Annotated in this window: 17 protein-coding genes; 9 read left to right on the top strand and 8 right to left on the bottom strand. The window is 60.3% G+C overall.

Annotated features, from left to right (window positions below):
* Positions 1-44: 44 nt before the first annotated feature.
* The 3 genes from BMZ35_RS08745 to pepN are packed head-to-tail and all read right to left on the bottom strand — an operon-like array spanning position 45 to position 3,801.
* Positions 45-473 (bottom strand): hypothetical protein, encoded by a 429-nt coding sequence (locus BMZ35_RS08745; protein ID WP_093093049.1) that lies wholly within the window; start codon positions 471-473, stop codon positions 45-47.
* Positions 473-1,213 carry an SDR family oxidoreductase gene (locus BMZ35_RS08740; RefSeq protein ID WP_093093047.1) on the bottom strand — a complete coding sequence of 247 codons (741 nt, stop codon included), beginning with the start codon at positions 1,211-1,213 and terminating at the stop codon, positions 473-475. Before BMZ35_RS08740 ends, BMZ35_RS08745 begins: the two co-directional genes overlap by 1 nt.
* A gap of 2 nt (positions 1,214-1,215) precedes the next feature.
* Positions 1,216-3,801: an aminopeptidase N gene (gene pepN / locus BMZ35_RS08735; RefSeq protein ID WP_093093045.1), complete on the bottom strand. Its 2,586-nt coding sequence runs from the start codon at positions 3,799-3,801 to the stop codon at positions 1,216-1,218.
* Between the two features lie 218 nt (positions 3,802-4,019).
* Here pepN and BMZ35_RS08730 point away from each other — a divergent pair, with 218 nt between their 5' ends.
* From BMZ35_RS08730 to BMZ35_RS08720, 3 genes are all read left to right on the top strand, one after another.
* Positions 4,020-6,158, top strand: coding sequence for a malate synthase G (locus BMZ35_RS08730; protein ID WP_093093043.1), 2,139 nt, complete (start codon positions 4,020-4,022; stop codon positions 6,156-6,158).
* A gap of 71 nt (positions 6,159-6,229) precedes the next feature.
* On the top strand, positions 6,230-6,655 hold the full coding sequence (locus BMZ35_RS08725) for a GlcG/HbpS family heme-binding protein (RefSeq protein ID WP_093093041.1): 426 nt from the start codon (positions 6,230-6,232) through the stop codon (positions 6,653-6,655).
* Positions 6,656-6,724: 69 nt separating this feature from the next.
* Positions 6,725-7,504: a gamma-glutamyl-gamma-aminobutyrate hydrolase family protein gene (locus BMZ35_RS08720; RefSeq protein WP_093093039.1), complete on the top strand. Its 780-nt coding sequence runs from the start codon at positions 6,725-6,727 to the stop codon at positions 7,502-7,504.
* On the opposite strand, the gene BMZ35_RS08715 is transcribed toward BMZ35_RS08720, so the two are convergent.
* Both BMZ35_RS08715 and BMZ35_RS08710 read right to left on the bottom strand, forming a co-directional pair.
* Positions 7,491-9,788 (bottom strand): Hint domain-containing protein, encoded by a 2,298-nt coding sequence (locus tag BMZ35_RS08715; protein ID WP_110680246.1) that lies wholly within the window; start codon positions 9,786-9,788, stop codon positions 7,491-7,493. The genes BMZ35_RS08720 and BMZ35_RS08715 overlap by 14 nt on opposite strands.
* 453 nt (positions 9,789-10,241) lie before the next feature.
* A complete protein-coding gene (locus BMZ35_RS08710) occupies positions 10,242-11,000 on the bottom strand; it encodes an SDR family NAD(P)-dependent oxidoreductase (RefSeq protein WP_093093035.1) in 759 nt (252 codons plus the stop codon).
* Between the two features lie 151 nt (positions 11,001-11,151).
* Here BMZ35_RS08710 and BMZ35_RS08705 point away from each other — a divergent pair, with 151 nt between their 5' ends.
* From BMZ35_RS08705 to BMZ35_RS08680, 6 genes are all read left to right on the top strand, one after another.
* Positions 11,152-12,111, top strand: coding sequence for an MBL fold metallo-hydrolase (locus BMZ35_RS08705; RefSeq protein WP_093093033.1), 960 nt, complete (start codon positions 11,152-11,154; stop codon positions 12,109-12,111).
* A 178-nt stretch (positions 12,112-12,289) separates the two neighbouring features.
* Entirely contained in the window at positions 12,290-12,742 is a 453-nt protein-coding gene (locus BMZ35_RS08700) for a methyltransferase family protein (RefSeq protein WP_093093031.1), read from the top strand.
* A 133-nt stretch (positions 12,743-12,875) separates the two neighbouring features.
* The gene (locus tag BMZ35_RS08695) at positions 12,876-14,447 is read left to right on the top strand and encodes a Re/Si-specific NAD(P)(+) transhydrogenase subunit alpha (protein WP_093093029.1); all 1,572 of its coding nucleotides are present in this window, start codon (positions 12,876-12,878) and stop codon (positions 14,445-14,447) included.
* Between the two features lie 13 nt (positions 14,448-14,460).
* Complete coding sequence (locus BMZ35_RS08690; protein WP_093093027.1) at positions 14,461-15,894, top strand: NAD(P)(+) transhydrogenase (Re/Si-specific) subunit beta; 1,434 nt, start codon at positions 14,461-14,463, stop codon at positions 15,892-15,894.
* Positions 15,895-16,138: 244 nt separating this feature from the next.
* Complete coding sequence (locus BMZ35_RS08685) at positions 16,139-16,540, top strand: PaaI family thioesterase (protein WP_093093025.1); 402 nt, start codon at positions 16,139-16,141, stop codon at positions 16,538-16,540.
* Between the two features lie 112 nt (positions 16,541-16,652).
* On the top strand, positions 16,653-17,933 hold the full coding sequence (locus BMZ35_RS08680; RefSeq protein WP_093093023.1) for a DUF3422 family protein: 1,281 nt from the start codon (positions 16,653-16,655) through the stop codon (positions 17,931-17,933).
* Here BMZ35_RS08680 and BMZ35_RS08675 read toward each other — a convergent pair.
* The 3 genes from BMZ35_RS08675 to BMZ35_RS08665 form a co-directional block, all read right to left on the bottom strand.
* Complete coding sequence (locus BMZ35_RS08675) at positions 17,869-18,930, bottom strand: YeeE/YedE family protein (protein ID WP_093093021.1); 1,062 nt, start codon at positions 18,928-18,930, stop codon at positions 17,869-17,871. The genes BMZ35_RS08680 and BMZ35_RS08675 overlap by 65 nt on opposite strands.
* 203 nt (positions 18,931-19,133) lie before the next feature.
* On the bottom strand, positions 19,134-20,045 hold the full coding sequence (locus BMZ35_RS08670) for an ABC transporter permease (RefSeq protein WP_093093019.1): 912 nt from the start codon (positions 20,043-20,045) through the stop codon (positions 19,134-19,136).
* Positions 20,038-21,045, bottom strand: coding sequence for an ABC transporter permease (locus tag BMZ35_RS08665; RefSeq protein WP_093093017.1), 1,008 nt, complete (start codon positions 21,043-21,045; stop codon positions 20,038-20,040). The genes BMZ35_RS08670 and BMZ35_RS08665 overlap by 8 nt, the downstream gene beginning before the upstream one ends.
* Positions 21,046-21,049 lie beyond the last annotated feature (4 nt).

Below are 21,049 nucleotides of genomic sequence, written 5' to 3'. Positions count from 1 at the left end.
TGTTGAAATCATCCGGTCAGCGTGCCCTCGAATGAGGCAGAATTTCAGATCACGCGAAAATGGTGGCGTTCGACCTTGATGCCGCGCGCTTTGAATGCTGCCTCCAGACGGTTGTGAGGGGGCAAGACGTCCTGAGGAATTCGCAGCTTGCTGCCGTCAACAAGAGTGAGCGAGACCCGGACAGAAACATCGAGCCGCGTATCAAAACGGGCCTGGAGTATCTTGTCGATACCCAGTTCGGCCGTTTGGGTGGGGCTTTTCCAACGCAGGATGTCGTCGGTCATCTCGAACGTGGAAACAGGATTGAGCAACACGTCGAACAGGGCCGGAACGGCAAAGATGAACAATAGGACAAGTATCCAAGTCATTGTTCCAATTGCGTAAAGGCCGCTCAGCAACAACAGCGCGACGGCCAGCGCACCGAATGTGCGCGGGTTGCGCCCGTGATTGGTATAGATTAGCGCCTCTGCCATTATCGCCCCCCGGTCACGTCAAGCGTGGTTCCCGTTACGTATGAGGCGTCCTCTGAAAGCAAGAACAAGACACCTCGGGCCACCTCCTCGGGTGACCCGGTGCGTTGCATGGGAACTGATCCGGAAAGCCGCTGGGCGCGATCCGGTTGACCGCCCTTGGCATGGATGTCAGTCTCGATCAGTCCGGGGCGCAGGGCTGTGACGCGGATGTTGTCGGCGGCCACCTCCTCGGCAAGTCCCTTGGTGAAGGTGTCGATGGCGGCCTTCGAAGCGGCATAGTCGACGTATTGATTTGCCGACCCCAATCGGGCGGCCACCGAGGACAGGTTCACGATGGCGCCGCCGGTCCCTTGGGCCTGCATTCGAAGCACAGCCTCCTTGGCAACCAAGATCGCCCCGATGACATTGACGTCGAACATGCGGCGCAGGCGGTCGTGGTTCATCTCCGTTACACGCGCGGCCTGATCCACGATTCCGGCGTTGTTGACCAGCGCATCCAGCCGTCCAAAGCTTTTGTCGACTTGTCGGTATATTGCTGCGATGTCTTCGGGGTTGGCCACGTCGCCCGGACAAAGCACTACGCTTGCGCCAAGCTCTCGGCAAGCGGCGGCAACCCGCTCCGCGCTTTCCCGGTCGCTCCGATAGTTCAGCGCCAGATCGTATCCTCGCTCTGCGGCAAGACGGGCTGTGGCGGCGCCGATTCCGGCGCTGGCCCCCGTAATTAGGCAGACTTTGCGCATGCTTACACCCCTCTGATCCGTGTGATCATTTCGGTAGTGTCTCGGCTCAGCTCCGGTTGCTTTGAAATCCGGTCAAGCTGTGCGCCGATCAGGGCCTGACGCTTCGTATCGTACCGCTTCCAGGTCTGGAACGCCGTGCTCATCCGCGCGGTGGTCTGCGGGTTCACCGGATCAAGCCGTATCAGCCAATCTGCGAGCAGCTCATAAGCTGCGCCACTTTCGTGGTGGAAACCGGCATGGTGCATCTGCAAGGCGCCCAGCAATGCGCGGAATCGGTTGGGGTTCTTCCAGTCGAAATCCATATGGTTGGTCAGGCGGCGCGCAACATCGGCGGCGTCCCCGGGTTTGGCATGCAAGACTTGCAGGCTGAACCACTTGTCGATGACAAGACGGTCGTCCCGCCATTGATCGTAGAATGCGGTCAGCGCCTCCTGTCCTTGATCGGCATCGAGCAGCGCGCCCAACGCGGCGAGCTGCTGGGTCATGTTGTCCGCGCGGGTGTATTGCATGGCCGCCGTGGCGCCGCCATCCAGACGGGTCAGGAGGTCAAGAGCTGCGTTGGCAAGGGCGCGTTGCCCCGCCGGACCGGCTTCTGCGGAAAACGGTTCCTCTACCTGATGATCCGCGTAGAGCCCAGGCAGGATATCTGAGAGGTGATCGGCCTTGGCCTGCCGCAGGGCCTCGGAAGCTGCATGAATGGCCTCGGGGGCAGGGACATGCCCGGCATCATGCAGCAATCCGGCAAGCTCAGACTGCGAGGGCTGGCCCAGCATCAATGCGCGATAGGCCGGGTCAAGCGTGTCATCGCGCAGCACCAGTTTCAGGCCGTCAAGGTAAGCGGCGTTCGGCGCGCTGCCCTCTTTCACGCTAGACAAGAGCGACTCCCTTGCCAGCATCCTACCGGATTCCCAGCGATTGAAGGGATCGGTGTCATGCGCCAGAAGAAACGCGCGCCGATCCGCGTCAATCTCCTGGTCCAGCAGGACCGGCGCCGAGAAACCGCGCAGAATGGAGGGCACAGGTCGGCTTGCGTGACCGGGGAAGGAAAAACTCTGCTCAGAGTCTCGGAGTTCCAGAACGGTGGTCTCCTGCACTTCGTCGCCATTCGGGTTCAGCAGTCCGACCGCGATGGGGATAATCTGTGGTTCCTTGGTCTCTTGTCCCGGTGTGGGTGCGGTTCTCTGCGAGATGTGCAGGGTCAGCGTGTCTTGTGCATACTCCTCGCGCACTGTGACACGCGGGGTGCCGGACTGGGAGTACCAGCGTTTGAACTGTGAGAGATCGCGACCGGTGGCGTCCTCGAAAACCTTGAGCCAGTCTTCGATCGTGGCCGCGTCCCCGTCATGCCGATCGAAATAGAGGTTCAACGCCTTTGCATAAGCTTCATCTCCGACAAGTGTCTTCAACATCCCGATCACTTCGGAACCCTTTTCGTACACTGTGGCTGTGTAGAAGTTGTTGATTTCCTGAAAGCTTTCCGGACGTACCGGATGCGAAAGCGGCCCCTGATCCTCGGGAAACTGGCGGGCGCGCAGCGCCAGGACATTTGAGATACGCGCTACGGGGGCCGAGCGCATGTCGTCGGTGAATTGTTGATCGCGAAAAACCGTGAGCCCTTCCTTGAGGCACAATTGAAACCAGTCCCTGCAGGTGATGCGGTTGCCGGTCCAGTTGTGAAAATACTCATGTGCGATAATGGCTTCGATGCGCTCGAAATTGGCATCCGTGCTGGTTTCGGGGCTGGCCAGAACGCAGGAAGAATTGAAGATGTTCAATCCCTTGTTTTCCATCGCGCCCATGTTGAAGTCATCGACGGCGACGATATTGAACTCGTCGAGGTCGTATTCACGACCGTAAACGTCTTCGTCCCACTTCATCGACTTCTTGAGCGCTTCCATTCCAAAGGCGCATTTGTGTTCGTCACCGGGGCGCACCCATATGGCGAGATGCACCTCCTTGCCTGACACGGTGGTGAAGCTGTCCTCATGCGCGACCAGATCACCCGCAACCAGTGCAAAAAGGTAGGCGGGCTTGGGCCAGGGATCCTGATAGATCGTGACGTTCGGCGCGGGCGTCTTCGTGCTGTCCTGTTCATAATATAGCCCGTTTCCGTTGGAGAGCATGACCGGCGTATGTTCGGCATCGCTTTCGATGCGTACGGTGAATTTCGCCATCACGTCGGGGCGATCAGGATACCACGTTATCTTGCGAAACCCCTCGGCTTCGCATTGCGTGCAATACATGCCGTTCGACATGTAGAGCCCTTCCAGTGCGGTATTCGCGGACGGGTTGATTTCAACCTCCGCTTCCCAGTTGAACGGTGCATCGGGCACGTCAACGGTGATCCCGCCGCTTTGTTCATAGATCGTGGGTTCATGCCCATCGACCCTGATCGAGATGGTCTTCAGATCTTCGCCGTGCAGAAAGAAGGGCCGGTCATGCACGTCATGGTCCGGGCGGAAGCGGATGCGCGAAATCACGCGGGTCGCTGTCGGATGCAGGCGGAAGGTAAGGTGCACATCGTCGATGATCCAGCCAAACGGTTTGTAGTCCTTGAGGTAGATCGTCTGCGGGCTTGCGTCGGGCATCGGGCGTATCCTGTGATTTCCTGTTGCCCAAGGTGTAGCGCATCACCACCAACCCGCAAGGGGGGCGGGCTCAAGTCGGAAAATCCTGAAACTGAATCCGCAGTTTCTTGAAAAACAAGAAGATGTATTTGGTCAAGAAAGCGAACCAGTTTTGTTGCCTATAGGAAACTCATGATCTAATTGGAAACGCATACATATGTGTACAGGAAGGGTGAGAGATGACTGTGCGGATCGAGAAAGATGGGCTTCAGGTGGCGTCCGAGCTGGTGGATTTCGTTGAAAACCAAGCGTTGCCGGGAACGGGGGTGGCGGCGGAAGTCTTCTGGTCCGGCCTGAGTGCGTTGGCACATGACCTTGGCCCGCGCAATCGCGCCCTTCTCGAAAAACGCGAGGCGCTTCAACAAAAGCTCGACACCTGGCACCTTGCGCATAGGGGACAGAACCATGATGAGGCCGCGTATCGCTCATATTTGGAAGAGATCGGCTATTTGGTGGCTGAAGGCGGGGACTTTGCGATTGAAACCGCCAATGTCGATCCCGAGATAGCCGCCATTCCGGGGCCGCAACTCGTGGTACCGATCACCAATGCGCGTTTTGCCCTCAACGCGGCCAACGCGCGATGGGGATCACTTTATGACGCACTTTACGGTACGGACGCGCTTGGCGATGCGCCGACTGGGGGTGGGTATGATCCCACGCGTGGTGCGCGGGTGATCGCATGGGGGCGTGATTTCCTCGACAAGGCCGTTCCGCTGGCCAAAGGGTCCTGGGCAGATGTCACATCTCTGAGTGTAGAGCGGGGCCAACTTGCACCCGCGCTTGAGGAGACGGAATGTTTCGCTGGATACGTGGGGAACCCCGAAACCCCCGCACGTATTCTGCTCAAGCACCATGGCCTGCACATTGTTCTCGAAATCGACGGGTCAGGGAATATCGGTGCCAGCGATGCCGCTGGTATCAATGACATCGTTTTGGAAAGCGCACTCACGGCGATCATGGACTGCGAAGATTCCGTGGCTTGCGTAGACGCCGAGGACAAGGTGCTGGCCTATTCCAACTGGCTGGGTTTGATGAAGGGCGATCTGAAAGAGCAGGTTGAGAAAGGCGGTAAAGTCTTTGACAGGGTGCTGGCCGACGACGTGTCCTATCAATTGCCGAGTGGTGACGAGGCGACGCTAAAAGGGCGCTCGCTCATGCTGGTGCGCAATGTCGGCCACCTGATGACGAACCCGGCGGTGCTTGACAGGGATGGCAACGAGATCGGGGAAGGGTTGATGGACGCCCTAGTGACAGTGCTGATCGCGATGCATGACCTGCAGCGCGACGGCGGCAATTCTGTTACCGGGTCGGTCTATGTCGTGAAACCCAAGATGCACGGGCCGGAAGAGGTGGCCTTTGCGGTCGAAATCTTTGACCGTGTCGAGGATATTCTCTGTCTTCCGCGAAACACCGTCAAAATGGGTATCATGGATGAGGAACGCCGCACCAGCGTCAACCTGAAGGAGTGTATTCGGGCGGCAAAGGAACGGGTGGCCTTTATCAACACGGGTTTCCTGGATCGCACGGGCGACGAGATCCACACGTCAATGGAGGCTGGCCCATTCCTGTGCAAGGGCGACATGAAGACGACGCCGTGGATACTGTCTTACGAGGATCGTAACGTGGATATCGGCCTGGCCTGCGGCCTGCAGGGCAAGGCGCAGATCGGCAAGGGCATGTGGGCAATGCCGGACAAGATGGCGGCGATGCTGGAACAGAAGATCGGCCATCCCAAATCCGGCGCCAACACCGCATGGGTGCCGTCCCCTACCGCCGCAACGCTTCATGCAACGCATTATCATTCGGTCGATGTTCTGTCCCGCCAGAACGAGATCAAGGCAGGCGGTGCGCGCGGCACCCTTGACGATCTGCTCACGATCCCTGTGCTCGCTGGGGAAAACCTGAGCGACGAGGCGATCACCCGGGAAATCGAGAACAACGCACAGGGCATCTTGGGATACGTGGTGCGCTGGATCGATCAGGGTGTAGGTTGCTCCAAGGTGCCGGATATCCATGACGTTGGACTGATGGAAGACCGCGCAACGTGCAGGATTTCTAGCCAAGCACTGGCCAACTGGCTGCATCATGGCGTGGTAAGTGAGGCGCAGGTTATGCAAGCCATGCAAAAAATGGCCGCCGTGGTGGATCGTCAGAACACGGGCGACCCGCTTTATCGCCCCATGGCCCCGGATTTTGACGGAGTGGCGTTTCAGGCCGCTTGTGACCTTGTATTCAAGGGAAGAATGCAGCCATCAGGCTATACCGAACCAGTCTTGCATGCACGGCGTCTTGAATTGAAGGCGTCTTTGCACGGATAAGGGAAAGCGAGGGGGCAGACGGCCCCCTCGCGCTCCCCCGTGGGTATTTTTGAAAAAGAAAGAGGTAACGGATGGCGATTTCCTTGAGAAAAGCGCGCACGATCATTCGCAAGGCACTCGAAAAAGGGCGGGAGCTGGATTTGAAGCCGCTCTCCGTTGTGGTTCTCGACGCTGGTGGACACGTTCAAGCGTTTGAGCGTGAAGACGGGGCTTCGCCAGGCCGCTTTCAGATTGCCCACGGCAAAGCCCATGGCGCCGTCATGTTCGGGGCGCCAAGTTCGGTGATCGGCGAGATCGCAAAAGAGCGTCCTCATTTTGGCGCGGCCCTGAGCGGCGTCTATGGCGGTCAGATCGTTCCGGTCCCGGGTGGTGTGCTGATCAAGGACAAAAAGGGTGCCATCATAGGGGCTGTGGGCGTAACAGGCGATACGTCAGAAAACGACGCTGCGGCGGCGCTTGCCGGGATCGAAGCGGCCGGGTTGGTTGGGGTTGTCTGAAATTGGGCTTTAGCTTGGCGTAGGGCGGGCCTATGCTGGGATGGAAGGAAACCCAGCGAGAGACTTTGAATGACGCGCCCCGTCGTCGGTATCATCGGAAACCAGTACCTGATCAATGACCAATACCCGGCACATGCCGGAGGCACGATGAACTCCGAGGCCGTCTCGGGAGTGAGCGGGTGTATGCCGTTGCTGATCCCGGCGGACCCTCGGTTTGTCTCGGTGGCGGAACTCATCGAAAGGTGTGACGGATTTCTTCTGACCGGCGGGCGTCCCAACGTACACCCCGAGGAATATGGCGAAGCTGCCACCGAAGCGCATGGCGCTTTTGACCGGGCGCGCGATGCGATCACGCTGCCGTTGGTGCGTGCCTGCGTCGAAAGCGGTCAGCCGTTTCTCGGTATCTGTCGAGGGTTCCAGGAGGTCAACGTGGCAATGGGCGGATCGCTTTATCCGGAGATCCGCGACCTGCCGGGACGGGATAACCACCGCATGCCGCCTGATGGGACGCTCGAAGAAAAGTTCGCGCTCCGCCACCGTGTCGAATTCAGTGAAAATGGGGTTTTTCACCGGCTGATGGGCGCGCGTACGGTGATGACCAATACGTTGCATGGGCAGGGGATCAAGCGTGCGGGCGCGCGGGTGGTCGTCGATGGTCACGCGCCGGACGGAACGCCAGAGGCGACCTACATTGATGGCGCGCCGGGTTTCACGCTGTCCGTGCAATGGCATCCCGAATGGGATGCGGCCAACGATCCGGTTTCGCGTCCCCTGTTCGAAGCGTTTGGGGAGGCTGTGCGGGCATGGGCCGACGGACGGCGGGCCGTTCCCGTTCTCAGATCAGCGTAAGTTCAGGCGCGCGCCGGGGCGTGGCCCGGCGGCGAGGCAAACGCGGCGCCACGCCGCCGTTTGAGGCCAACAGGGCATCTGCTTCGTGTTTTTTGAGGCAACGGCGTACAGTTGGGCCGTAGGCATCGAGGTTTTGGCGCAGATGCGGGAAGGTCTCGAACATGCTTTCCCGCTCGTCTTCGCCAAGCCCCGCGACACCGGTGTCCGCGGCGTGGAAGCTTTCGGTTTCGACCCCTTCGGCATAGATGATCTGGTGGCGATCCAGCATCACGTGAACATAAGTGACATGGCTGCGCGGCAGGCGGAAGGCGCGTTCCCCGTCGTCCATATGCGTGGCTGACACCAGAACCTCAGCTTCTCCGAACAACATCTCGGCCCGCCATCCGCTAATCAGGAACCGGTGTTGAGGCGAGACCAGCAGGGTGCGCTTTGCATCGGGAAGCATGGCCGACGTGACTGCGACGGGGGCGAATTTTCCGTCCGCAGGCACGGTCCGGTTTCCGATCCAGCGAATGGGTTGCAACCCTTCATCCTTGGTCATCACTAGATCGCCCGCGCGCAGAGTCTCGACATTGCGTTCGCCGTGTTCTGTGAGAATGCGCGTGCCCGGAGTAAAGCAGATGATGTTTTCAATTTCGAAAAAGCGAACGAGCGTGCCGTCCAGCAATTCGACCGTGCCGCTCAGCCCGCCAGCGCTGTCGTCGGGATTGGTGATCACAAGCGTCGAGCGATCCGCCAAGCCGTTGAGGTTGAGCGTGTCACCGTTGATCTCGCCGCCTTCGCCACCAACGATAACGATTTCGCCGGTGTCCCCGGTATCGGTGATGATGAAAGTATCGTCGCCTTGACCACCGTCTGCCTGATCACCCTGGCCTACGTAAAGGGTGTCGTTGTCATTGCCGCCCAGCAACGTATCGGCACCCGTTCCTCCGAAGAGGATATCTTCTCCCGATCCACCGCGCAGCAGGTCGTTGTCAGCGCCGCCGTCCAGCGTGTCGTTCCCAGCGGCGCCCACGAGCGTGTCATTCCCACCGTTTCCATAGATCAGGTCGTTGCCCGTTCCGCCGATGAGCCGGTCGTCGCCTTCGCCACCGATGATCGTATCATCGCCACCACCGGCAACGATCACATCGTCGCCCTCGCCACCGTCGAGGCTGTCGTTGCCACCGGTGGTGGACATGGTCTGAAACTCGAGGTTGGACACCCAGATCCCCTGGGTCCCACCGAGCCCGTTGGCATAGATGATTTCTACCTGCGAGACCGGGCCCGCGATTTCGATCAGGGCCGAGCCGCTGGCGTCGGAGGCGGATTCTCCTGCGGTTCCTGCGGTAATGGTGTTGCCCGAGACAGTGTCGTTGGCGCCGGGTGTGATGACGACCTCGACCGCGTTGCCATCAGCGTCGTAGGCATTGATCGTGACCATGTCCTGGTGGTTGCCGGAACCCCAGTCGATATCCGAGATGCGGAAGGCAACGTTGAGGACTTCGTCCTCGACGGTCGCTCCGGCCGCCGCGGCGAAGTCGAAGGTGGTTGTGGAGGTGCTCCCGTCGCCATTGCCAAACAGCAGAAGCGAGGAATTCGGGTCGAAATCCTCATCCGCGCCGCGATAGATCGTGTCCGTGGTTTCAAGGTTGGCCGTGGCCGCGTTGTTGCCGTCATCCGAGAAGGAGAGGGTGACGTCGATGTCGCCGGTGTTTTGGGTGAACCCGGAAAAAACATCAGTTCCATCAGCGCCTTGCGCGGACCAGTCGAGGGTTTCTGAACCCAGCCCGTCGCCATATATCACGTCGTTTCCGGCACCGGCTTCGACGGTGTCATTGTCCGCGCCTGCGTCGATGGTGTCGTCGCCAAGGCCGGACTGTATCGAGTCGTTTCCGGTTCCGGCCTGAACGGAGTCGTTCAAGCCGGAGGGGCCCGTGCCGGTACCGCCATCAACAGAGTCGCCGTTGGCGTCGGTGAAGCTGACGTCGATTACGTCGTCGCCACCGGTGCCTTCGACAAGGCCGTCATATGTTGCATAGCTTGGGGCGCTGTTGACTGTCGCGGCGTCGAGGTGTGCCACGGGACCGTATGACGGGACAAAATAGACGTTTCCGTCCGTGGCGAGATAGTAGTCCCCCGGTTCAACCTCGTTGATATAGGTTGAGTTTCCCCAACTGCCAGACCACTCCCAAGTGCCTGATCCCAAATAGGAATCCGTGTCGAATCTAACCCTGGGATCAACGATGGAATCGCTGATATCCAGGGAGTAATCGCCCAATTGCACCAAGTAGCCTAACGGCATTTTCTGCTCCTGCTCGGCCCGGATTCTTCGCCCGGGGGCTGCACGTGGAAACAATCGCAGGTGGTTGGGGCTGTAATTTGAGCGAAATGAGTTGTTTTTGAAGCAATTGATCCGTGAGCGGAAACAAAAGGAAGTGTCGGAATTCCTTTTAAGTTGCTGAATTGGTTTGGATAAACTGTGGGCGGAGGCGCGTAGTGCCGGGGGGCGCCCCGGTTTTGCCACAATGCGCCGTCCCGAGGACTTGTCCGTTTTGCGCGGCGATCACGCGGATTGGAGCGGGTATGCAGTGCGCGTCGCTACCGCCTTGTGCGGGGCGGAAACCGGGGTCGGTTTCACGTCGGTATTACGTCGGTATTGCGTCGGTACTGCAGCGCAGAAACCGGGTTTGAACGCGCTTTTCCCCTGCGCAGACTGTCTGCGCAGGGAATGCTCGTGAAAAAAGGGCGGAAATTTTCAGATGTCGCCGCCAGCGATTTTGATGGTCTGTCCGTTCACACTTCCCGAGCCGGGACCGCAGAGCCAACGGGCGGCCTTGGAGATCTCTTCCGGGGCAATCAGGCGCTTGTGGCGGTTTGCGGATACCATGATCTTGAGCGCCTGTTCTTCGGACACCCCGGCCCGATCCTTGATGGACTCCACGTTGCGGGTGATGATGTCGGTTTCGACATATCCGGGGCAGATCGCGTTGAAGGTGAAGGGAGTGCCAAGGTAATCTTCGGACAGGGCGCGCATCATGCCGATCACGCCATGCTTGGTCGCGGAATAGGCCATGCCGCCCTTGAGGCCTCGGACGCCTGCGATGGATGAAATGATGATCACGCGGCCCCAGTCGGTCTGGAACATAGAGTTGAAGGATTCCCGGATGGTCAGGAACGCCCCGGTCAGGTTGGTGGCGATCATGTTGTTCCAGAAATCCATGTCGGTGTTATGCAGCGCCCGGCCTTCGGCGACGCCCGCATTCGCAATACAGATCTGGATCGGCCCGCGGGCGGCCACGGCATCCGCCACACCCTGAACGATGGAGTCTTCATCGCGCACATCCATGACCAGCGGATGCAGGCCGGGGGTTTCGGCAGCGACTTTCTCAAGGACCTCGGCCCGGCGTCCGGTGATGGTCACTTCTGCGCCGTCCTCGACCAGCGACCGCGCAATGGCGAGGCCGATGCCGGTGCCACCCCCGGTGACAAGCGCGTGTTTGCCTTTCAGATGCATGTCTCTCTCCCTGTCTGTTGCGGTCAAGATTAGGCCCCGTGCGGAGGTAGACAAGGCGCGAAGTGGAAAACGCCGTAGCGTCGTAAATAGTATTCACAAATGCGAATTTGTTGCTTACAACCCATGGCAAGTCATTGCCGGAGGAGATTTCATGACCCGTTTCACCAGCTTTTGCGCCGTCGCCGCGTTGGGCACTTTGGCCAGTGCTGCCGCAGCGAGCGAAGACATTGCCGACCAGTATCCACAGTCCGAGCTGTATTCGAAACCCGTGGAAGTGATTCCGCACGTGTTCTCGGCGATCGGGGCCACAGCCCCGCCGACTTATGAAAACTCCGGCCACAACAACAACCTGTCCTTTATCGTGACCGATGAGGGGGTCGTTGTGATCAATGGCGGCGCATCGGCGCGGCTTGCTGCAGCGCTGCATGAAGAGATCAAGACCGTGACCGATCAGCCCGTGGTTCTGGTGATCAACGAGAACGGGCAGGGGCATGCCATGCTGGGCAACAGCTATTGGGTGGATCAGGGAGTGGATATCCTTGCTCATGTGGATGCGATCGAGGCCTTCGGCGAAGACGCGGATTTCATCTATCAGGGGATGCAGCGGTACAACCGCGACAAGGCCGAAGGCACCCGCATCGTGACGCCGAACCTGTCGTTCGAGGATGAATACAAGCTGAGCCTTGGCGGGGTGGAGATCGAGGTGATGCATATGGGCCCGGCGCATGATCCGGGTGATACGCAGGTCTGGCTGCCGCAATGGGGCATGCTGATCGCCGGGGACATCGCCTTTCACGAGCGGATGTTGCCGATTTTTGAAGGCATCTGCACAAGCTGCTGGATCGAGACATGGGACGAGAAGATGGAGCCATTGGCCCCGACCTACGTGATCCCGGGCCATGGCCATCCGACCAACCTTGCCCAAGTGCGCCGCTATACGCGCGACTATCTTGTCGATCTGCGCGAAACGATCGGCGCGCATATCGAAGAAGGGGGCGACCTGGCCGGAGCCTATTACGTGGATCAGGAGCGCTGGCGCAATCTCGATACGTTCGAGGAGCTTGCCACCAAGAACGCGGGACGCGTGTTCGAGGAAATGGAGTGGGAATAGCACATTCCTGACGATTTTTGTTGTGCGGCGTGATGACAGCTTGCCATTGCGGCAATTGGTCGTCATAGCGGTCGCATGTTCTTGATTGTCGAAGTGTCGAAAATATGGGCGGTTCCTGTGAACCGCACCATTGGCACGGACAAAATGGAATACATCTGCATACAGGGTGGAGCATGACATGAAGCGCTGGTTGGACATTCCGCCGGTCTGGCTTGCCTTGTTCCTGACCCTGGCCTGGTGGCAGGCCAAAGCACTTTCGCTTGGGCTGAGCCTAGGAGGACGCTGGGCAGAATTTGTCGGTGGTATCCTGGTGGGCGGCGGTGTGATCCTGATCGCGCTGGCGGCCAGCGAGATGCGGCGGCAGAAAACCACCATCATTCCACACAGGGACGCAGACCGGTTGGTGCAAAGCGGGATTTTCTCGCGGACGCGCAATCCGATCTATGTGGGGGATGCGCTGATCCTGATGGGGCTGATCCTGTACTGGGATGCGGTTCTGTCACTGGTTCTGGTGCCGGTCTTTGTCTGGGTGATCGAACGGCGGTTCATCATTCCCGAAGAAAACCGACTGCGGCGCAAATTCCGTGCGGACTTTGCACGCTACTGCCAGAAAGTGCGGCGGTGGGTATGACGTTACGGCGTAAGAATACGGGGTATGGTCCACTTTGCTTGTGCAGCAAAAATGGGCACGTTAAAACATTATGCAAGTGCAGCATTCGCTGCGCGCAACAATCTTGCTCTTTCACCGAAGGGGGAATTGAAACGTGAAGATCGGAACACCAAAGGAGGTGTTTGCAGGCGAAAACCGGGTGGCGATGACGCCCGACTCTGCAATTCAGCTCCAGAAACTGGGATATGAATGCGCCATCGAAAGCGGCGCGGGGGCCAATGCGGGTTTTTCCGACGCGGCATATGAAGAAGCGGGCGTCGAGATTATCAAGACTGCTGCCGCGCTCTGGAAGGCGAGCGACATCGTTGCCAAGGTGCGCCAGCCCAATGAAACGGAGCTCAAGCGTCTGACCAAGGGCAAGACGCTGATTTCATTCTTCAATCCTGCGGGCAATGAAGAGGGAATGGAAGCGGCCAAGGCCAAGGGCGCGAACGTGATCGCCATGGAAATGGTGCCGCGTATTTCCCGTGCGCAGAAGATGGACGCGCTGTCGTCGATGGCCAATATCGCGGGCTATCGCGCCGTGATCGAGGCAGGCAACAACTTTGGCCGGTTCTTCACCGGGCAGATCACGGCTGCGGGCAAGGTTCCCCCGGCCAAGGTGCTGGTTGTCGGTGCCGGTGTGGCCGGTCTGGCCGCGATCGGGACGTCGACCTCGCTTGGTGCGATCACTTATGCGTTCGACGTGCGCCCCGAAGTGGCGGAACAGGTCGAATCGATGGGCGCCGAATTCGTCTATCTCGACTTCGAGGAAGAGCAGCAGGATGGCGCGGCCACCGGCGGCTATGCCTCGGTGCAGTCCGAAGAGTTCCGCAACGCGCAGCTGGCCAAGTTCCGTGAACTGGCGCCGGAAGTAGACATCGTGATCACCACCGCGTTGATCCCGAACCGCGAAGCGCCGGAGCTGTGGACCAAGGACATGGTCGACGCGATGAAGCCGGGTTCGGTGATCGTTGACCTTGCCGCCGAAAAGGGCGGCAACTGCAAGCTGACCGTGGCCGACGAGAAGATCGTGACCGAGAATGGCGTGACCATCATCGGGTACACCGACTTCCCGAGCCGGATGGCGGCGCAGTCGTCGAGCCTTTATGCCACCAACATCCGTCACATGATGGCCGACCTGACCCCCGAGAAGGACGGTCAGATCAACCATGACATGGAAGACGACGTGATCCGTGGCGCGACCGTGACCTTCGAAGGTGACATCACCTTCCCGCCGCCGCCGCCGAAAGTGCAGGCAATCGCGGCGCAGAAGAAGCCCGAGGTCAAGGAACTGACCCCGGAAGAGAAACGGGCCGCCGAAGTGGCCGCGTTCAAGGCGCAGACCAAGCAGCAGGTGACCCTGCTGGCCGTGGGCGGCGCGCTTCTGCTGGGTGTGGGCCTCGTGGCCCCGGCAAGCTTCATGCAGCACTTCATCGTGTTCGTGCTCGCCGTCTTCGTCGGCTTCCAGGTGATCTGGAACGTGTCGCACAGCCTGCACACACCGCTGATGGCCGTGACCAACGCCATTTCGTCGATCATCATCCTGGGCGCCCTCATGCAGATCGGGTCCGGGTCTTTCCTGGTGATCCTGCTCGCCGCGCTTTCGGTCTTCATGGCCGGGATCAACATCTTCGGCGGCTTCCTCGTGACACGGCGCATGCTCGCCATGTTCCAGAAATCTTAAGGAGGTCGGGATCATGGAATTCGGATTTACGACCGCAGCCTACGTTGTAGCAGCTGTTCTTTTCATCCTCTCGCTGGGCGGTCTTTCGGGGCAGGAAAGCGCGAAACGCGCCGTGTGGTACGGTATTGTCGGCATGGCGCTGGCGGTGTTTGCCACGCTCATCGGCCCCGGTGCGGGCCTGTGGTGGCTGTCGATCATCCTGATCGCCTGTGGCGGTGTCATCGGCTACATGCTGGCCAGCAAGGTCGAGATGACCCAGATGCCGGAACTGGTGGCAGGGATGCACGCCCTCGTGGGTCTGGCCGCCGTGTTCGTGGGCTATATCGCCCATTTCGAACTGGGCAATGTCATGGCCATGGACGACGCGGCCAAGAAAACCCTTGAGGGCTTTGCTGCGTTGCTGGCCAAGAAGGATGGCGTGGAAATCAACATCCTGCGTGTTGAAGCCAGCCTTGGGATCTGGATCGGTGCCGTGACCTTTACCGGGTCGGTGATTGCCTATGGCAAGCTTTCGGGCAAGGTCACCTCGAACGCGGTCAAGCTGCCCGGTGGGCATGCTCTGAACGCGGGTGCCGCGCTGATCTCGCTGGTCTGCCTGATCTGGTACCTGAACTCGGGCGGCTTCTTCCCGCTCTTGATCCTGACCATTGCTGCGCTGTTCATCGGGTACCACCTGATCATGGGCATCGGTGGGGCTGACATGCCGGTGGTTGTGTCGATGCTGAACTCGTATTCGGGTTGGGCCGCGGCCGCGATCGGCTTTAGCTTGGGCAACGACCTCCTGATTGTGGTTGGTGCGCTGGTGGGTTCGTCGGGTGCGATCCTGTCCTACATCATGTGTAAGGCGATGAACCGGTCCTTCGTATCGGTGATCCTGGGTGGTTTCGGCGGTGCAGCCGGGCCGCAGATGGAAGTCGAGGGTGAACAGATCGCCATCGAGGCCGACGGTGTGGCCGCCGCGCTGGAAGAAGCCGACAGCGTCATCATCATTCCGGGCTATGGCATGGCCGTGGCACAGGCACAGCAGAACGTCGCGGAACTGACCCGTCGCCTGCGCGCCAAGGGCAAGACCGTGCGTTTCGCAATCCACCCGGTTGCGGGTCGTCTGCCGGGGCACATGAACGTGCTTCTGGCCGAAGCCAAGGTGCCGTATGACATCGTTCTGGAAATGGACGAGATCAACGAGGACTTCCCGGAAACCGACGTTTCCATCGTGATCGGGTCGAACGACATCGTGAACCCCGCCGCGCAGGAAGACCCCAACAGCCCGATCGCCGGGATGCCGGTTCTGGAATGCTGGAAATCGAAGCAGGTCTTCGTGTCCAAGCGTGGTCAGGGCACCGGCTATTCGGGTATCGAGAACCCGCTGTTCTTCAAGGAGAACACGCGCATGTTCTATGGTGACGCGAAGGCCAGCCTCGACAAGCTGCTGACGATGATCGACTGATCGCTGAGGCATAGAGCAAGACTTTGGGAAGGCGCTCCGATTTTTTGGGGCGCCTTTCTTGTTTGCTGCGTGGTGTGGGGGCGTTGCCCCCGCCGCAGCAATGCTGCGACTCCCCCAGGATATTTCTGGCAAAAGGAAGAAGGAGGGCCGGTTGCAGGTGGGGCGATGTGGCTGCCGCGACGTCGGTTTTGACAGGGGCGCGCGCGGGTGATGGTTTGTGTTCAGCGAAACAGGGAGGACGGGTATGGATATTCTGGAGTTTGGGCGCGAGATCCTGAAATCGCAGCCGTTCAGCCAGTTGTTGGGGGCGGAGTTGATCGCGTTTGAGCCGGGGCGGGCGGAGTTGCGCGTGGCGTTGGCGGACACCCTGAAACAGCAGCACGGGTTCGCGCATGGTGGTGTGCTGGCCTATCTTGCGGACAATGCCATGACCTATGCCGGGGGATCGGTTCTGGGCAATGTGCTGACGCAGGAAATCAAGGTGAACTACGTGCGCCCGGCGATGGGGGAGGCGTTGGTGGCGCGGGCCGAAGTGCTGTCCCATGGCAAGCGGCAGGCGGTGTGCCGCTGCGATGTCTATGCCGTGACGGAAGAGGGCGAAAAGCTGTGTGCGGCGGCGCAGGGGACGATTTTGGCCGTTGAATGAAGGGGTTGCACTGGCTTGGTATGCAATGGTATTCCTGTAACCCTTTGAAATAAAAGATTTCTTTACTTGTCGGGCGAAATGTCTATGGTGCGGGCAGTTTTGGAGACCCGCGATGCCCCCGATTGAAGATCATCCTTTGCGCTATCAGCTGGCCAATGAGCTGCACGCGCGCCCGTTCCCGTCGCTGGAAGTGCCTTCAACGGCCGTGTTCCTGGCGATCAAGGCGGTGGAGAATGCCGTGTCGCGGGATCGCTCCGGGGATCTTGCGCATTTGCTGGAACTGCTGGACCGGCATGGCGCGGCGCATCCGCGCCCCGGCGCCACGCATTATTCCGGGGAGATCGGGCGGCATTATCTCAAGTGGGAGCAGCACGCCGAGTTTGTCACCTACACGGTGTTCACGAACGGCCTGTCGGTGCGGCCGTTTGATCCGGCCGAGTTTGAAGTGTTTCCCGAGGATTGGCTGGCGCGGGCGCCGGGGGGACGGATTACCTCGGCGTTGATCCGGGTGGAGAAGCGCCCGGAGCCGGAGGTTCTGCGGGAGAGCCTGAAGTCGTGGTTCGTGCCCGAGAGTCTTGCTGTCTCGGAAGTGCTGGATGGTGATGTGGTGGTGGCAACCGATTTCCGCATCAATCCGGCGGGGCATATGCGTATGGCCGCCCTGGTGTCTCCGGGCACGGGCGCGCGCCGGGTCGGGCGGGTTGTGCAGCGATTGTGCGAAATCGAGACCTACAAGGCGATGTCGATGCTCGGCTATGAGCGGGTGCGCCAGATGGGCGGGCAGATAGCCGAGATCGAGGGCCGGCTGAGCCGGATGATGTCGGAGATCGCCGGGGGGGATACCCCCGCCGAAGAGGTGCTGGACGAATTGCTGCAGACCTCGGCAGAGGCAGAGAACATGTTGGCCAAGAATGCGTTCCGCTTTGGGGCGACAGAGGCCTACGAGGCGATCGTGAACCAGCGGATCGAGGTGTTGCGCGAAGTGCGGTTCGAGGGGCGGCAGACCTTTGGCGAGTTCATGATGCGTCGCTATGATCCGGCGATGCGCACGGTGGCCTCGACCAAGGGGCGGCTTGAGGCCCTGGCGGAGCGGGCGATGCGGGCGGGCGAGTTGCTGCGCACCAAGGTGGACGTGGCCCGTTCGGCCCAGAACCAGGCTTTGCTGGAAAGCATGGACCGGCGCGCGGATCTGCAGTTGCGCCTGCAGGAAACCGTCGAGGGCCTGTCGGTGGTGGCAATCAGCTACTACGCGGTGTCGTTGGCGGCATACCTGCTGTATCCGCTGGCCGGGATGCTTGGGATCAGCAAGGGATTGCTGACCGCCGGGGTCACTCTGCCGGTTGTGTTTGCGGTGTGGCTGATGGTGCGCCGGATACGGTCGCACGTGCATTGAGCAGGCGGTGGGTGGCCAGTGCGCCTGTTGCCATGGCCAGCACGGCGAGCAGGGCGGCGATAGAAAGCGTGGGCAGGCCTGAGAGGCCGGCGCCGACGGTGCACCCGCCTGCAAGCACGCCACCGAGACCCATGAGCGCACCGCCAAGCAGGTAGCGGCCGGTCTGGGCGGGGCTGTCGAAGCTTTGCCATTTGAAGCTGCCAAAGAGGAGCGCGGCGGCGAAGCTGCCGAGGAGAACACCGCCGATCAGGCCGGTGCCGAAGCTGGCGGAGATCGCCGTGGAGGCAATGGTAAAGAACAACGTGTCGGCGGCGGGGGCGGTGAAGGAGAGGCTCTCCATCGCGATGGGGTCGAAATCGTCATAGAGCACGAGGCCGGTACCGACCCAGCCCAGTGGGACCAGCGCGCCAATCAGCGCGGCGAGGGCAAGGGGTTTCCGGCCATTGCCGCTGCGCAGGGCGAAGGTCAGGGCAGCGACGGCGATGAGCGCGGTCCAGAGCAGGGCGTTGCCGGGCAGGGCGGTGTTTTCAAGGGGAAGGGTAAACGCGCCAAGTGAGGTGCGCAGCGGGGCCAGTACGCCCTTGAGCGTGGCATGGGCGGTGAGGGCAAAGACCAGCATCACCAGAAGCGCGCGCAGGTTGCCGGTGCCCGACAGCACGGTGAGGCGCGAGGCACAGCCACGGGCCAGCACCATGCCGATGCCAAAGAGCAGGCCGCCGACGAGGATGGCGAGTATTGGCAGATCGCTGTTCATGAGGCGGTGATCGGCGAAGGTGATCCAGTCAAGCGCGACAGCGGCTTGGGTGCCCAGAAGAGCGATGGCCAGTGCGGTCAGCCAGACGCCAAGCGCGGCGCGGCGGTCTTCGCCCACAAGCGCGCGGCGAAAGCAGAAGGCCGAGCGTTCGGCAAAAGCGCCAAATGCGATGCCAAGAGCGAGGGCAAAAAGAACAACCACCTGTGGGGCGGTCCAGTTTTCGAAACCAAGGGACTCGAACATGAGAAACTCTCCGCGCGTATGAGAATTTTTTCCCAATTGGCGGGAAAAATGCACGGTTTCAAGCATGTGATCATGTGAATATGATGTCGGAGGTAGAATAATGTTCCGCTGCCCTGCTGCGGGCGGGAAAAAATTCACGTATATGAAAAAGGCCGGATCGTTTGATCCGGCCTTTTCACGATTTGATGTGGGTTTGTCCTTATTCAGCGTCCCCGGATGCGCGGGTCGAGCGCGTCGCGCAGGCCGTCGCCAAGGTAGTTCACGCTGAGCACGGTCAGCGAAATCGCCAGACCGGGCCAGAACACCCGCTCAGGGTAGTCCTGCAGGTATTGTGTCGCGTCGTTCAGCAGGCGCCCCCATGTGGGGAAGTCCGGCGGGAAGCCGAGGCCAAGGAAGGACAGCGCCGATTCCGTGATGATCGCGTTTGCAATGCCAAGCGTGGCCGACACCATGATCGGCGAGAGCACGTTGGGCAGGATGTGGCGCTTGATCATGTTGGTGTTGGAGGTGCCGATGGAGCGGGCGGCGAGGATGAACTCGCGCTCCTTGAGGGCCAGCACATCGCCGCGCACGATCCGTGCGGTGGGCATCCAGCTTGTCACACCAATGGCGACCACGATCAGGATGAAGATGCCGCGTTCCGGGCCAACGGCGCCCGAGAGCGGTTCGCGGAAGAGCAGCATCATCACCAGCAGCAGCGGCAGGATCGGCAGGGCAAGGAACAGGTCCGTGATGCGCATCAGCGGCCCGTCGAGCCGTTTGAAGAACCCGGCAGTGATCCCCACAAGGCTGCCCAGTCCGAGGGCCAGCAGCATGGCGGTGAGGCCGACGGCGATCGAGGTTTGGCCCCCGGCCATCATCCGGGCGAGCGTGTCGCGGCCCAGCTGGTCGGTGCCAAAGGGATGCGCCCAGCTTGGGCCCTGGTTGCGGGCGCGGATGTCGATGAACTGGGCGTCATAGGGCCAGACCAGTGGGCCAAGGAAGACGCCGACGACGATCACGATAAAGATGATCCCGCCTAGAAGCGCGCCCTTGTGATGCTTGAACTGGTCCCAGACGTCGACCCATTGGCTGCGTTCCGGCTTGGTCGGTTCCATGTTGCTCATGTCAGTCATAGCGGATCCTCGGGTCAAGAATGCCATAAAGCACGTCTGCAATCAGGTTGAAGAAGACGATGAGGAAGGCAAACATGAAGGTCAGGGTCTGTACCGTAGGCAGGTCGTTGGCCTGGATGGCGCCGATCAGCTGGGCGCCGATGCCGTTCACGGAAAACACCTGTTCGGTGATGATGGCGCCGCCGAAGATAGCCGGAAGGCCAAGCGCGATCACGGTGACAACCGGGATCATCGAATTCCTGAGCACGTGTACCAGCACCACGACTCGTTCCGACAGGCCCTTTGCACGGGCGGTGCGGACGTAATCCTGGTTCAGGTTGTCCAGCATCGAGGCGCGCATGTAGCGGCTGATCTGGGCGGTGGTCTGCAGGGCAAGCACCATCACCGGCATGATCATCTGGCGAAGCTGGTAGATGAAGCTGTCCCAGTCGTTGACCACATGGGTGGTGTCATAGATGAAGGGGAACCAGCCCAGTTGCACCGAGAAGATCACGATCACCAGCGGCCCGGTGAAGAAGGGCGGGATCGAATAGCCGATCATGGTGATGAATGTCCCGGCCTGATCGAACATCGAATACTGGCGATAGGCCGAGTAGATGCCGATGGGCAGGGCGATCAGAACGCCGACGACATAGGACATGCCGACAACCCAGAGCGTCTGGGGCAGGCGCTGAACCACCACGTCCATGACGGGCGCGCGGTGCTGCCAGCTGATGACCCGGAGTTTGCCCTCGGAGAAGGTGGTTCCGAAATAGTGGTCGATAAGAACCTGGGGTTCGATCCAGAAGAACTGAACCAGCCATTTCCAGAAGCGGATATAGCCGGGTTCGCCCAAACCAAGGGCGAGGCGCATCTTTTCCTTGACCTCGGGGGGCACGGTGAGCGGGACCTGTGCCATCGGGTCACCCGGAGCAAGCTCGAGCAAGAGGAAGATGACGAGGCTGATGAATAAAAGCGTCGGGATCGCAAGGATCAGACGGCGGATGGTGAAGGTCAGCATGTGC

This window comes from Shimia aestuarii (genome assembly GCF_900114635.1).
In the GTDB taxonomy this organism is placed as follows: Bacteria; Pseudomonadota; Alphaproteobacteria; order Rhodobacterales; family Rhodobacteraceae; genus Shimia; species Shimia aestuarii.
This window is presented reverse-complemented; position numbering and strand designations above follow the sequence as displayed.

Excerpts from the sequence above, each read along its gene's own strand:
- BMZ35_RS08745 (WP_093093049.1), bottom strand. The coding sequence starts at position 473 with ATGGCAGAGGCGCTAATCTATACCAATCACGGGCGCAACCCGCGCACA.
- BMZ35_RS08740 (WP_093093047.1), bottom strand. The coding sequence starts at position 1,213 with ATGCGCAAAGTCTGCCTAATTACGGGGGCCAGCGCCGGAATCGGCGCC.
- pepN (WP_093093045.1), bottom strand. The coding sequence starts at position 3,801 with ATGCCCGACGCAAGCCCGCAGACGATCTACCTCAAGGACTACAAACCG.
- BMZ35_RS08730 (WP_093093043.1), top strand. The coding sequence starts at position 4,020 with ATGACTGTGCGGATCGAGAAAGATGGGCTTCAGGTGGCGTCCGAGCTG.
- BMZ35_RS08725 (WP_093093041.1), top strand. The coding sequence starts at position 6,230 with ATGGCGATTTCCTTGAGAAAAGCGCGCACGATCATTCGCAAGGCACTC.
- BMZ35_RS08720 (WP_093093039.1), top strand. The coding sequence starts at position 6,725 with ATGACGCGCCCCGTCGTCGGTATCATCGGAAACCAGTACCTGATCAAT.
- BMZ35_RS08715 (WP_110680246.1), bottom strand. The coding sequence starts at position 9,788 with ATGCCGTTAGGCTACTTGGTGCAATTGGGCGATTACTCCCTGGATATC.
- BMZ35_RS08710 (WP_093093035.1), bottom strand. The coding sequence starts at position 11,000 with ATGCATCTGAAAGGCAAACACGCGCTTGTCACCGGGGGTGGCACCGGC.
- BMZ35_RS08705 (WP_093093033.1), top strand. The coding sequence starts at position 11,152 with ATGACCCGTTTCACCAGCTTTTGCGCCGTCGCCGCGTTGGGCACTTTG.
- BMZ35_RS08700 (WP_093093031.1), top strand. The coding sequence starts at position 12,290 with ATGAAGCGCTGGTTGGACATTCCGCCGGTCTGGCTTGCCTTGTTCCTG.
- BMZ35_RS08690 (WP_093093027.1), top strand. The coding sequence starts at position 14,461 with ATGGAATTCGGATTTACGACCGCAGCCTACGTTGTAGCAGCTGTTCTT.
- BMZ35_RS08685 (WP_093093025.1), top strand. The coding sequence starts at position 16,139 with ATGGATATTCTGGAGTTTGGGCGCGAGATCCTGAAATCGCAGCCGTTC.
- BMZ35_RS08680 (WP_093093023.1), top strand. The coding sequence starts at position 16,653 with ATGCCCCCGATTGAAGATCATCCTTTGCGCTATCAGCTGGCCAATGAG.
- BMZ35_RS08675 (WP_093093021.1), bottom strand. The coding sequence starts at position 18,930 with ATGTTCGAGTCCCTTGGTTTCGAAAACTGGACCGCCCCACAGGTGGTT.
- BMZ35_RS08670 (WP_093093019.1), bottom strand. The coding sequence starts at position 20,045 with ATGACTGACATGAGCAACATGGAACCGACCAAGCCGGAACGCAGCCAA.
- BMZ35_RS08665 (WP_093093017.1), bottom strand. The coding sequence starts at position 21,045 with ATGCTGACCTTCACCATCCGCCGTCTGATCCTTGCGATCCCGACGCTT.